Below are 12,830 nucleotides of genomic sequence, written 5' to 3' on the forward strand. Positions count from 1 at the left end.
ACGCGTTGAGCTGACCGGTACTAATCGCCCGATCGGCTTGATCGCTCTCATGATCCGTGTCCGGTGCTGATCGACAGCCGTAAGGATGACGAACAGACACCACACCAAAACGTCACGACCAAAGACCAACCGACACCGAAACGGACGTCGGTCCCTGCTTGCCCGAACAAACCCCAAGAACACGAAACCCCACTTATGCTGCGCCGGCCTGGTGGCCTGAGCGGTGTGCCCAGAACCCGATCCCATCTCCAACTCGGCCGTTAAACACACCAGCGCCCATGGTACTGTGCCTCAATAAACAGGAGAGTCGGTCGCCGCCAGGCCTGCCCAGCACAAGCCAACCCCCCCACATTCCCTCACACGCGATCCCGGTCGTGACCCGATCCCGCCGCTCGGCACCCCGAGCCGCCAACGGGCCCACGAAACACCTTGGCGCGGGGTGGAGCAGCCCGGTAGCTCGTCAGGCTCATAACCTGAAGGTCGCTGGTTCAAATCCAGCCCCCGCAACCAATACACACACCAGACCAACACACCGACATCCCCGCACACGATCCCAAGCCCGCAGACCCCAGCCGGTCGCGGGCTTCGTTGCGTTCAGGCCAACCGACAGGGCAGACCGCGCCGATGCAGCGTGACGGTCGCCCGATCGCCGAACGCCAATGAATCACCCTGCGCCATGCCCGCTCCGGCAGGGGAGAGGGCTTCAGGGTGTCTGTGCGGCCCTCGCTCTGCACGATGCCCGTACTGCCTGGCATGACCATGGGGGCGTTGGCGGCAAACGCGCGCGCCCGGCGGATCGGCGACTTGGCCGGCCTGCGCTTCGAGCGTTATCCCCCATCATGCGCATGTGAAAAAACGGTGAGGACGTCACGGTGAGCAACGCCCCATCGGCTCCGGCGACAGCGGATGCCGGGCATTCCGCCGAACCGGGAAGCCCTGGGGAGGTGTTTCTCGTCTTCCTCAGGCTCGGCTTCACCGCCTTCGGCGGCCCGATCGCCCATCTCGGATATTTCCGGCAGACCTTGGTGACGCGTCGCCGCTGGATCGACGAGGCCGGCTATGCTGATCTCGTTGCGCTGTGCCAGTTCCTGCCGGGCCCCGCCTCGAGTCAGGTCGGGTTCGCTCTCGGCCTGCTGCGAACCCGCAGCCTGCTGGGTGGGATCGCCGCCTGGACGGCGTTTACGCTTCCCTCGGCCCTGCTGCTCCTCGCCTTCGCCTATGGCGCGCACGCGCTCGCTGGTCCCTCCGCACAGGGCCTAATCCACGGGCTCAAGCTCGTCGCGGTGGCGGTGGTCGCTCAGGCGGTCTGGGGGATGGCCGGTTCGCTCGCGCCGGATCGTCTGCGGGCGTCGATCGCCGTCGCAGCGCTCCTGCTGGCGGTGTTCGTCCCCACAGTGTTCAGTCAGATCCTGGCGATTGCCCTCGGTGCTGTCGCGGGACTCGCGCTGTGCCGCTCGAATGATGCGCCGGGCACCAGCCATCGCGCCGTCCCAATCTCGCGCCGGGCCGGCGGCGTCGCGCTGGCCGTCTTCCTGATCCTGCTGATCGGGCTGCACCTGCTCGCGGACGCCCTCGGCGCCCATACCCTGGCGTTGTCGGATGCGTTCTATCGGTCCGGGGCATTCGTCTTCGGCGGCGGCCATGTCGTCCTGCCGCTTCTGCGATCCGCGCTGGTCGATCCGGGCTGGGTGTCGCCGGATGCCTTCCTTGCCGGATACGGCGCGGCCCAGGCCGTGCCGGGTCCGCTCTTCACGGTCGCCGCCTATCTCGGCGCGGTGGCGCACCCGGCGCCGAACGGTGTTCTCGGGGCCGCCATCGCCCTCGTCGCGATCTTCCTGCCGGGCCTCCTGCTCGTCTACGGGATGCTGCCCTTCTGGGATGCCGTCCGGGCGCGGCCGGCGGCGCGGGCGGCCATGCGCGGCACCAATGCCGCCGTGGTCGGCATCCTGGGTGCTGCCCTCTACGATCCGGTCTGGACCGGCGCGGTCGGCTCGCCCCGCGATTTTGCCCTCGCGTCTCTTGCCTTCGTGCTGCTGACCGTATGGAAGGCGCCGCCCTGGTCTGTCGTCGTGCTGACGGCGCTGGGCGGTCTCGCCATCGGTTGAGTGCGCGCTCCCAAGGCACGCTCGCCTAAGGTGGGGGCTCGGCGCACATGAGCGGCGTGCGGTCTCCCTGTGAAGCACCCGCCCGTCGCCTCGGTCAGCCGGTCATGGCCCGTCGCGGCTCGGGGCGGGCCGGTACGCCTCGGCCGGGAGATCGCGCGACAGGCTCTCGCCGGTCGAGCGGCCTGGAGCCGGGCTCGGCATCAGGCCGCCGCCCGCCCCCTCTGCCGGTTTCGGCACATCGGTGATGTAGCGCTGCGCCCCGCCCGGCGCCGGATTCGCGACCGGCGGTTCGGAGGCCGGGGCGGCGCCCTGCGGCGTGGTGGGGGCGAGGTAGCGGCGGCCACCGCTCTCCGGCGGCGTGGGCGTCGGCGGACGAAGCGGTGGTGCGGCCTGTGGCGGAGCGGCCGGTGCCGGCTTCGGCGCGGCCTCGGCGGGCGGCGCGCTTGGCGCGGGCCGCGTCGCCTGCCGCTTCACGGGGGCGGGCCTTTCGCGCCGGATCGCGGAGGGACGGGATCGGGACAGGGCGGACCGCGCCCCGGGCTCGCCGGGGAGGGAGATGGTCATCCGCTCAACGGCGGCGACGAGATCGTCGAGGCTCGCCTGCGCCGTGCGGCACAGCCGGATCCGCAGGGACAGGGCGCGCCGGCCCGCGGTCGGGGAGAGCGACGCGTCGAACAGGCCGCCGCGGCTCGCGGCGCGCTGGGCCGCGCTCGCCCGCTCGAACCATTGCCACGCGTAGAGGCAGTCGCTCCCGAGCGCGAGGCCGACCGGTCCGTAGCCGTTGCGCCGCGGCGCGACCACGCGCAGCACCTGCCCCGGAAAGCGGACCGCGATCTCGCCGTCGATGCCGAACTGGCTCGGCTTGGCCAGCCGCGGCGGAAAGGCGAGCAGAAGGTCGCCGGTCTCGTTGCGCAGGGCGATCTCGGCATGGTTGCGGCCGTCGCCGCCCTCGAAGCGGATGCGCTGATCGAACCCGTCGCGCACCCGCGTCTCGACCACGCCCGCGACCGTGCCGGCGCCGGGCAGGCGCAGGACCGGCGCGGTCTGCGCCAGGGCCGGACCGGCGAGAAGCAGGGCCGGGACCGCCGCGAGGAGGCCAAGGAGACGCGATCTCACGGAAAACCCTTCCCGTTCGGCCCGTTGCCCGACGAGACGCGGGAGGGCACGGAGAAGCGGTCGCTCTCCGGCGTGGTGGCGGCCCGGCCGCGCTCGGCCTGCTGGTCCTGCCAGAGCGTGCCCGGCGGGGGCGGGGAGAGGCCCTCCGGCTTGTCGAGGCCGTTATAGCCCGGCAGCAGGGCAAAGCCGTAGCGCTCGTAGGGCATCGCGCCCGCCCCGTTGACGCGCCGCGCCACCAGGGGCGGTCGCGCGGTCACGGGCTCGCGGGCGTAGCTGCCGGGCGCGGCCGGCTCGGTGAGCGCCCGCTGCAGCGAGGCCGGCGGGTAGCGTAGGGGATTGTCGAGGGGTACGCTCAGCGGGAACTCGTTGCGCTGCACCGCCGCCGGCACCGCACCGGTCTGGGTGCCCATCGTGGCCGCGTCCGGCCGGGGTACGCGGCCGTAGGAGGGGGCTTCGGGTTTCGGCTCGGGTCGCGCCTCCGCCCGCGCGGGCGGCCGAGGCGGGGGCGGCTGCGGCGCGGCGCAGGGCAGCGGCGGCCCGCCCGTATCCTCACGGAACAGCATGTCGACGACCTTCGGAAACAGGCCGTCGTAGCGGTTCACGGTTTCGAGATAGGGGCGCTGGCGCTTCAGCCGTTGCAGTGTGAGGGCGTAGCCGAACACCGTGGTCTCGCTCGGCATCCAGGCGACGGCGCGCTGGAACCACTCGAGCGCCGTGTCGAACTGGCAGGAATTGTAGGCGTACCACGCCAACCCCTGCGCGCCCTCACCGGAGGCGGAGGCGATGACGACCTTGGCGTAGCGCTCGATCCGCGCGGGCTCGATGAAGGGCGGGTTGGCCAGCGTCAGCTTGCGTTCGAGCACGTCGATGAACAGCAGCTCGTTGCCGACGAAGCGGTCGCGCCAGGCATAGGCGACCTCTTCCGCCTCGCGCAGCATGTTGAGTTCGCGCAGGGTATGGGCGAGGCCGTGGGCGACCATGGCGTCGCCGCCGCGGCCGATGGCGAGCTTGAACCATTCCAGCGCCTCGCGGAACTGGCGCCGCTTGTAGGCGTACCAGCCGAGCAGCCCGGTCTGGCTCGGGTCGCCGCTCTTGCGGGCGTAGGTCTGGAAGGCGGTGAGGTCGGCCAGCGTCGGCGTCTGGGCCGGCTCGTCGTGCAGGAAGGCGGCGATGCGGGCGCGGGTGATATCGAGGCGGATCGCGTCGAATTCCGAGGCGCCCTCCGAAGCGGTGCGCCCCATGGCGATGAGCCGCTCGGCCTGATCCATCTTGAGATGGCTCATCGCCTTCTGGATCGTGGCGAGCCGCGCGCCCGCATCGGCAGGGCCGTCGAGGACAGACTTGTAGAGATCGAAGGCGTCCTCGCCCGCCCCCGTCGTGGCGAGCGCGTCGGCGATGATCCAGAGACTTTCGAGGTCCGACGTCTCGAGGGCGCTGGGATCGGCGCGGTAGAGGGCGACCACCTCGTCGGCGTTCTTGCCGAGTTCGTTCTTGCCCGTCCCGTTCTTCTCCGCGGTGGCCTTGATGCTGTTGCGGAACTCCGCCCGGCGCAGTTTGCGTGCGAGTTCGTCCGAGGGCTGCCAGTTCGGTTCGAGCGAGCGCCGCGCGGCGATGGCCGCGCGCAGATCTTGGAAGCGTCCGGCGGTGAACAGATCCCACAGCGGCGCTTCTTCGGGCGGGCTCGGCTGCAGGGTGTCGAGATCACCCGGCTCGGTCCAGCCGGGATAGAGCCGCTTCAGCCGCGCGATCTCGGCCCTCATCCGGGCGGTCTGCTTCTGCGAGGCGTAGTAGCGCAGCGCGCTCTCATCGACCATGCCGGGCGTGACCCCGGTCTCGGGATCGACCACGATCGCGGGCGCGCGGGCACCGTCGCCGTAGATGAGGCGCGTGGACGATTCCGGCGCCGCGCCGCCCTGGGCCATTGCGGGCGCCGCACCGGCGAGCAAGAGCGCGCCGAGGAGCGCGCCCGACCGCGTGACAACGGCCAGCGGTCCGGCCGTTTGACCCCGGCGCATTCTCTCCCGCCGGGCCGGCAGCCCTTTCGGTGGAGGCCGCCGCGGGGGCGTCAGGATTTCACGCATGACGGATACCGCATCCGGGCCGCGATCAGCGAGAGGAGTTGCAGGGTAGCCGGATAGTAGTTCTGATTGTCCTGCACCGTTCTTAAGGATTCGGGAAAAGGCGTTCCGTCCGCGGCGCAGGCGGTGAGCGCGGGGATCGCCGTGTAGCCCGGCTCGCTCAGCCACTCGACCGGCTGTCCGTTGCGGGTGTCGACGATCGGCAGGCGCTCGCGGTCGATCCCGCCCCAGAGCGTCTTGAACGGCGCGTAGTCCTCCGGCCGCCCGACACCGGCCCAGGCCAGATAGAGCGGCACCCGGATCGCGTTGTAGGAGAACAGCGGCGGGAAGCCGTCGGCGGGGCGTAAGCTGTCCTTGGCCGAAATCCACTCGGTCGGCAGGCTGCTCGGCCCGAAGCGGGACTGGCGCAGGAAATCGACGCCGCTGCGGATCAGCGACGCCCAATCGTATTCGGGGGCGACGATCGGCAATCGCTGGAAGGCAGGGAAGACCCAGTAGGACAGGTTGATGAGCGGGCCGTCGGTGCGCTCGCGGGCCGAGAAGCCGGAGACGGCCGGCAGCAGGACCGGCCCGTGCGGGTCCTTGAACAGGATGGTCTTGCGGCCGAACTCGACGGCGATGCGGCGCGCGGCGGTGCGGTAGGAGGGGTCGCCCCAGGCCTCCGCCGCCTCGGTGAGCGCCCAGGCGACCAGGATGTCGCCGTCGGTGGCGTTGTTCATGTCGGAGACCGCCGGGCGGTGGTCGGGCGCCCAGCGCCATGCCAGCAGCTCGTCGGAGCGCACCATCAGGTTGGCGCGGGTCCAGCCCCAGATCCGCTCGAAGCTGGCCCGGTCGCCGGCCGCGACGGCAAGCAGCATGCCGTAGCCCTGGCCCTCGCTGTGACTGATCAGGCCGTTGGCGGTGTCGACGATCCGGCCCTGCTCGGTGATGAACCGCGCCCGGTAGGCGCGCCACGCCGCGTCGTCGCCCAGCGTGTTGGCGAGCATCGGGCCGGCATCGGTCCGCGCCGTCGTCTCGGCGCGTGGCGGGCTCGGCAGGGCCGTGGCGGGCGGCACCGTGGTGGCCTCCGTCTGCTGCGGCGCAGGTTGGCTCCCCTGGGGCGCGGTCTCCGGGGAGGCCGGCTGCGGCGTCGTCTGTGCCGCGGCGGATCCGGCCGCCGCGAGGGCGAGCGCCGAGGCGACCGCCCATCCGATGAGGCCCAGGGTGGCAGGGCTGCGGCGAGGACGGCACGGCGCGCGGGGGGGCCGCATCAGGAATTCCTCCGACCGAGTTGGCGAACGAGACCCGTCGTGGCGAGGCCGAGGCACAGCGCCATGAACAGGGTCATGCCGACGTAATAGCCGGGATTGAGGGAGAGCCAGGCCGCCGAAACGAGCCGGAAGTTCGCGAGCGACCACGAGCGGGTCTCGATCAGCGCGACGCGATCCGCATCGACCGTGGTGAGGGTGCCGTCCGAAGCGTCGAGGAAGGCGGCGCGCCCGACGAGGCGGGTCCAGACCACGGGATCGACGAGGCAGGACACCGAGGCCTTGAGCATCGACGGGTTCGGCGCGGTGACGAGCACGGTGGTCTCGCTCAGCCGCGTTCGGCCGCTGTCCTCGGCGATGATGAGCGAGGCGCGGGGATTGACCGGCACGTCTGCCGTCGGCGCCTCGATCAGGCCCGTCATGCCGTTGCGCAGCCGCAGCGCCCCGTTCGCGAGCCGGGTCCAACCCTCCCGCAGGACCGTGGGCACGAAGGCTGCGCCCGACAGGGTCTGGTCCCAGCGAGCCACGAGTTCCTCGTCGGTCTCCGGGGCTGCCGGCCGCCGCGGCGTTCGTGGCGCGGGCGCGGGCGCGGGCGCGGCGGGGGCGGCTGCGGATGCCGGGGGTGCCGCGGCCACGCTGACCGGCACCGCGGCGGGCGGCAGGGCGCAGCGCATCGGCAGGTTGCGGCGCAGCCGGTCGAGGGTCAGCACGCCCTCGGGGCCGAACTGGCCCGGCGTCGCCACCGTCTCGGCCCGCCCGCCCCAGATGCGGCGGATCTCCTCAGGATCGAGGCCGACCTCTTGGATCGTCACCGGATTGAGGGCGCGGGCGGGCGCCACCACGAGCTTGGCGCCGCTCTCCGTGCCGCCGGCATCGGGCACGAGTTCGAAGTCGATCACGCGCTTGGCGGCGATGGCGAGGCGGGCGGCCAGCGTCGCGGCCGCATCCGCCGTCTCGCGGTCGCTCACCGGCAGCACGAGGCGCGGGCGCTGGCCCGGTGCGGTGAAGGGCACGGCACCGGCTTTGACCGCCGCGAGATCGGGGCTGCGCACGGCTCGGGCGAGGGACGGGATTTCGAGGCGGGTGCGGTCGAGGAAGAGGAAGCGCGGCTGGCGTGCCGCCGGGGAGAGGGTGTCGCAGACCCTGTCCGCCGCGTTGGGCAACTGCGCGCTGATCTCGACGCTGTTCAGGCCCGGCCGCCACAGGCTCAAGGGCAGCGGGATGGCCTGATCGTCGAACACCTCGCCGCGGGCATAGGGCAGCGGCACGCTCGCGGCGTTGCGGCCGTTGATATCGACGACGATCTGCGCGTTCGAATCGAGCCCCGCGGCGTAGCCGCCGGCCAGATGCAGCATGGCCTTGCCGTAATCGGCGGGCACGAAATCGGGCGGAAAGCGCAATTCGATCCGGGTGCGCAGCAGGCGCCCGTTGAACTCGCGGCTGGTGACGCCGAGGCGTTCCAGCTCGAGCCGCTCGCCGCCCTGCACCTCGTAGCCCCGGATCAGCGGCGCGAGCGCCGTGCCGGGCCCGCTGCCGCCGGCATCGCCGGCCGCGGCGAGCTGGGTGACGGCCGCCCGCACGTCCTCGGGGCCGGTGCCGGTGACGACGAGCGTCGGCGTGCGGTTGCCCCGCGGCGGCAGCAGGGCGAGCCGCGGCCCGGTGATCGGCCCGAGATCCTCGACGCCGTCCGTGCCGCGGATCTCGGCGGCGGTGCCGACGAGCAGGTTGACCCCGCTGCGGCCGGAGAGCGGCGGCCCGAAGCTGACCGCGGGCCGGGCGAGCCGGCTCACGACGGCGAGCGCCTGCACGGCGCCGATCATCCGCTCCAGACGCGGCAGGGTCGGCTTCTCGTTGAGCAGCACGCCGATGGGCAGCGCGCCGCTCTCGTCGGGTTCGAGGGCGGCCAGCGATTTCAGGTCGAGGTCGGGGGCCGGCGCGACCACCAGCCCGGAGCGCGAGGGATCGATCTGGGTCCAGAGCTCGTAGGTTGCCTCGATCGCGCAATCGACCCGGTGGCGCTGGCTCGCCGTCAGGGTCACGGCGTTGTAGCCGGCCTTGAGGACGCCGTCGGGAATCGCGAATTCCACGACCTTGACGGCGCCGGGTGCCTGAATCCGGGTCCAGCCGACCTTGGTGCCGTTGACGAGGCCGGTGAGTTCCGAGCCCTCCGGCGCTACCGAGATCGCCGAGAGGTAGGAGACGCGCAGCCGCGCCGCGCCCCGCGCCTGCCCCTCGGTGAGGTAGACCGGGTATTGCAGCACGTCCTCCTCGCCCGAAAGGCGGAAGCCGCGGGTGCCGGCGGGCAGGCGGCGGGCCGGGGCGATGGTCGCCTGGACCTGCTGACGGCGTCCGGCGTCGGCGCTGTCGGGGGCCGACGGGCGGCCTTGCGTCGTCGGCGCCGGGGTGGCGGAGGGCGCGGGGCCTCGCGGGGGGATTTGCGCCGGAGCTTGAACTGGTGCCGGACCCTGCTTTCGCAGGGCGTCTCCGGTCGGCGGTACCGTCAGGCGCTCGGCCGGCCCGGTCCCGAGGAAGCTCTGCGCGCGGGCCGGCACCCCGCCCATGAGCGCGAGGGCGAGCGCGGCGGCCAGGGCAGGCGTCCGGGGGGCCCGGCGCGCGGGTCCGAGCCCGGATCGTGGGAGAGGCCGCCCCGCCATCGCGCTCATGCCGTGCCGGTGCCGCGGCCGGTCCGACCGGCGAGCGCGCGCTCGTTCTCGTAGTCGAGCATCATGCGCACCCAATCGTTCGAGGCGCGGGCAGGAGGGTTGGCTGATGTGTTGGCCGGCGCCTGAGGCGTTGCTTGGGCCGGCACAGGCTCCCTCGGAGCCTGCGGGGCGGCCTGAAGCGCGTGGGCCTGCACCGCTGGGGCAAGCAGCGGTTCGGGCAGGTTCGCCCCGGTCGGCGCCTGTTCCGGCGCGTCGTAGATCGGCGAGGTGCCGTCGATCACCGGCGCCACCGCCGGCCGCGCATCGGCGGCGAAGGCGTAGCGCACGGCGCGGAACGGCTCGGAGAGCCCCCACCAGATGAATTGCAGCGTGCCGGTCAGGATGTCCTTGTGGCGGCGGCGGCGCATCTGGAAGCGGCGCATCGCTTCCGCGTCGCCGTACATCAGGCCGGCGAGCGCCACGTAATCCTGCGGGCGAAGGCGCCCGAAGCTCAGGCGGGCGAAGGCCTCGTCCCCGGTGCGGTCGATTCCCTCCAGGGTGACCGGCAGGGCACCGGCCGGGCGCGCACCCGGCACCGGGACGACGGTGAGCGCGCCTGTGAGCTTGCGGTGTCCGCCCCCCGTCGGCAGCAGGGCGGCGGGCAGGCGGACGGTGCAGGCCTCGGCCGAGACGCGCTCGATCGACACGTCGATGGCCCGGCCCCCCAGCGTGACCTGGCCACGCCGGTTGATGGCGAGCGAGGGCGTCCGCTCCAGCTGTCGGCGCTCGGCGCAGACCCCGAGCGCCGCGCCCGCGGTGAGCAGGTTGAAGAAGTTCCACAGGCCGACCACCAGCATCAGGTTGGTCACGCCCGGCTCGAACAGGTAGCGCCACGCCGCCACCGCGCAGCCCGCCGCCAGCAGCCCGTAGACGGCGAAGAACGGCAGCGAGGCCGACGAGAGATGGTCGTGGTCGAGGCTGATGCCCTTGTCGGTGACGTTGAAGGTCGGCTTTCGCGGCGACCAGATCACCGAGACGATGGCTTTGGACAGATAGAGGCCCTGGACGTACTCGTAGAGTTCCGAGACGAAGGGCCAACGGAACTTGCCGTAGACGTAGTTCTGCATCATCAGGTTGATGACGATGTAGGTTGCCGTATAGGCGATCGACTCATCGACGCTTGCGACGAAGATCTTCAGGTCGAAGAAGATGTGCAGCAACGGCGCGAACATGAAGATCAGCCGCGGCACGGGGAAGAACCAGAACGTCATGCTCGAGAGGTAGGCGATCTTCTGGATCGGCTTGAGCCCCTTCTGTAGCGCGGGGTTCTTCAGGAGCAGGATCTGGAACATGCCCTGGCACCAGCGCGAGCGCTGGCCGATGAAGGCCGAGAGCGTCTCGGGCTGGAGGCCGGCGATCAGGGGCTTGTCGACATAGGCGCTGGTCCAGCCGCGGGAATGCAGCTCGAACGCGGTCTCGCAATCCTCGGTGATGGTGATGCCGGAGAAGCCGCCGGATTCGTCGAGGGCGGTGCGGCGCAGGAGGGCGGCGGAGCCGCAGAAGAACGAGCCGTTCCACTTGTCGAGCCCGCGCTGCGTCACCGCGTAGAACATCTCGTTCTCCGACGGCATCCGCTCGAAGGTCTTCAGGTTCCGCTCGATCGGGTCGGGATTGAGGAAGGCGTGCGGCGTCTGGACGAGGAAGAGCTTCGGGTCCTCGGCGAAGTAGCCCACCGTCTCGCTCAAGAAAGAGCGGAACGGGACGTGGTCGGCATCGAGCACGACAACGATCTCGCCACTGGCGAAGGCGAGACCGTTGTTGAGGTTGCCCGCCTTGGCGTGCTCGTTGCGGGCGCGGGTAAGGTAGCGGCAGCCGAGTTCCTCGGCCAGCGCCGTCAGCTCCCGCCGCCGGTCACGGGCGGCCTTGGCTTTCTCCGGGTTGGGGTCGGCGCATTTCTGGTCCGACCCGCCGTCGTCGAGAAGCCAGACGGTGAGCTTGTCGGGCGGGTAGTTGATCTGGCGCGCGGCGGCCAGCGTCATCGCCAGGATGGCGGCGTCCTCGTTGTAGCTCGGCACGAATACGTCGACCGTCGGCAGCTCGGCCGCGCTTGCGACCGGCGGCGGGGGCCGCTTGAGCGGATCGGCGTTGATGATCAGGCTCACGAACAGGATGAAGACGCAGTACAATTCGCCCACGAGCAGCAGCAGGCCGAAGCCGAAGCTGATTGGATCGCCGGGGGAGGGCAGCGTGTCGGTGACCCGCCACAGGATGTAGCGGAGCACCACGAGGCTCCCGAGCGCCAGGAAGACGAAGCGGGTGCGCGGCCCGTCGAGGAACAGCCACAGCACGATCATCGCCGCCATGGCGGCGAGACTCATGGCGAGCTGGTTCTGCGTCCCGACCGGTTGGCTCAGCAGGATGAGGCCGGCAACCGTCGTCCCCATCCAGGCCAGCCACCGCAGCGCACGTATCACACTCGCCACCCCTGCCTCGTGGACGGATCCATCATGAAAATACGCCGCTTTCCGGATGCGTTCACGACGCCGCCGCCCCACTTTACCAACAGGGTTGATTTTGCGCTGCGGAGCCTAGCGTCATCCGTAGACAATGTCCGAAAATTCGGATGAAATCTCGCGGAAATGACAGGCGGCGACGAGGAGTGTCTTCCTGGCACGGAAGCCGTTGTTCACGTGAGACAGGGGTACTTTGCCGTGAAACGGGGAGACAAGGCGGCGGATTGTCCGCTGGCGTGACCGTCGGCCCGCCCGCTCAGAAGTTCGCGCGCGCCTCGATGCTGGAATAGTAGCCCGTGCCCTGGACGCGGTCCCGCACGTAGCCGGCGGCGAGCGACATCTGGACGGGGCCGAAGCTGAGCCCCGAGAGATGAGCGCCGACGCGGTACTGGCGGAAGAAGTCGTCGCCGAGGAACAAAGCCTCCGGGCCGATATAGACGCCGTCGGCGACCATGTAGCCGACGCGGAACCGAGAATAGTAGGCGTTGAACTTGGTCGAGTAGGAGCCGTAGGCCGAGACCATGGTCCGGTCGGTCGGCGTCGCGTAGAAATTACCGGCGACCTTCAGGCCCACACCCGTTCCGACGACCGGGTTGCCGGGATCGGGGATCGAGAGCTGGTTGCTGCGGACGTTGAAGCCGACATAGCCGGCGAGCGCCGCTTCCTGCCAGATCCACTCGTAGCCGGTGAGCAGCGAGCCCTCCTGCTGGTAGCCGGTGACGCGGGCGCCGACGGCTTGTCCGGGATAGGAGTAGGTGCCGGCCACAGCCTCGACGCGCACGCGCGCGCCGCTCACCGTCGGCGGGCTGCCGAGTGCCGTCGTCACGGTGACGGAGCCGAAGGCCGAGGAATTGGAGGTGATGCTGGTCGAGCCATCGACGGCCACCGCCCAACTGTCATCCACTGCCTGCGCTTGCGCGCCGGTGTACCAATCGACGCTCGCGGCCGCGGGGGCCGGAGCCGGCAGGTCGGCGGCTCGGGCCGGGGCGGCGAGCACGGCCATGAGCCCGCAGACAAGAATACAGAGATTCCCGGGAGCCCGTTGATGGTTGCGAGAAACCACAGCCATTCGATCCTCGGATACGCACACGCTACGCACCGATTTATCGGGGTCCACGGTTAACAGGAC

The 12,830-nt window shown here is 70.9% G+C and carries 7 protein-coding genes, 1 tRNA gene and 1 rRNA gene; 3 read left to right on the top strand and 6 right to left on the bottom strand.

From position 1 onward, the window contains the following. The first annotated feature begins 207 nt into the window (after positions 1-207). From rrf to chrA, 3 genes are all read left to right on the top strand, one after another. A 5S ribosomal RNA gene (rrf, locus tag MKK50_RS14775) occupies positions 208-323 on the top strand. A 110-nt stretch (positions 324-433) separates the two neighbouring features. Further along, a tRNA-Met gene (locus MKK50_RS14780) sits at positions 434-510 on the top strand. A gap of 434 nt (positions 511-944) precedes the next feature. Then, positions 945-2,105, top strand: a complete 1,161-nt coding sequence (gene chrA / locus MKK50_RS14785) for a chromate efflux transporter (protein ID WP_499023358.1) — start codon at positions 945-947, stop codon at positions 2,103-2,105. Between the two features lie 102 nt (positions 2,106-2,207). On the opposite strand, the gene bcsN is transcribed toward chrA, so the two are convergent. From bcsN to bcsS, 6 genes are all read right to left on the bottom strand, one after another. Further along, positions 2,208-3,221: a cellulose biosynthesis protein BcsN gene (bcsN, locus tag MKK50_RS14790; RefSeq protein ID WP_499023361.1), complete on the bottom strand. Its 1,014-nt coding sequence runs from the start codon at positions 3,219-3,221 to the stop codon at positions 2,208-2,210. Further along, a complete protein-coding gene (locus tag MKK50_RS14795) occupies positions 3,218-5,302 on the bottom strand; it encodes a hypothetical protein (RefSeq protein WP_499023366.1) in 2,085 nt (694 codons plus the stop codon). Before MKK50_RS14795 ends, bcsN begins: the two co-directional genes overlap by 4 nt. Continuing rightward, entirely contained in the window at positions 5,287-6,549 is a 1,263-nt protein-coding gene (locus MKK50_RS14800) for a family 8 glycosyl hydrolase (RefSeq protein ID WP_499023369.1), read from the bottom strand. Before MKK50_RS14800 ends, MKK50_RS14795 begins: the two co-directional genes overlap by 16 nt. Continuing rightward, on the bottom strand, positions 6,549-9,209 hold the full coding sequence (locus tag MKK50_RS14805) for a cellulose biosynthesis cyclic di-GMP-binding regulatory protein BcsB (protein ID WP_499023371.1): 2,661 nt from the start codon (positions 9,207-9,209) through the stop codon (positions 6,549-6,551). The genes MKK50_RS14800 and MKK50_RS14805 overlap by 1 nt, the downstream gene beginning before the upstream one ends. Beyond that, on the bottom strand, positions 9,206-11,671 hold the full coding sequence (bcsA, locus tag MKK50_RS14810; RefSeq protein ID WP_499023374.1) for a UDP-forming cellulose synthase catalytic subunit: 2,466 nt from the start codon (positions 11,669-11,671) through the stop codon (positions 9,206-9,208). The genes MKK50_RS14805 and bcsA overlap by 4 nt, the downstream gene beginning before the upstream one ends. 286 nt (positions 11,672-11,957) lie before the next feature. Continuing rightward, positions 11,958-12,770, bottom strand: coding sequence for a cellulose biosynthesis protein BcsS (bcsS, locus tag MKK50_RS14815; protein ID WP_499023377.1), 813 nt, complete (start codon positions 12,768-12,770; stop codon positions 11,958-11,960). Between the last annotated feature and the right edge of the window lie 60 nt (positions 12,771-12,830).

It is taken from the genome of Methylobacterium sp. J-043 (assembly GCF_022829505.1).
In the GTDB taxonomy this organism is placed as follows: Bacteria; Pseudomonadota; Alphaproteobacteria; order Rhizobiales; family Beijerinckiaceae; genus Methylobacterium; species Methylobacterium extorquens_A.

Coding starts and splice junctions, on each gene's coding strand:
- MKK50_RS14795 (WP_499023366.1), bottom strand. CDS start 5,302: ATGCGTGAAATCCTGACGCCCCCGCGGCGGCCTCCACCGAAAGGGCTG.
- MKK50_RS14800 (WP_499023369.1), bottom strand. CDS start 6,549: ATGCGGCCCCCCCGCGCGCCGTGCCGTCCTCGCCGCAGCCCTGCCACC.
- MKK50_RS14805 (WP_499023371.1), bottom strand. CDS start 9,209: ATGAGCGCGATGGCGGGGCGGCCTCTCCCACGATCCGGGCTCGGACCC.
- bcsS (WP_499023377.1), bottom strand. CDS start 12,770: ATGGCTGTGGTTTCTCGCAACCATCAACGGGCTCCCGGGAATCTCTGT.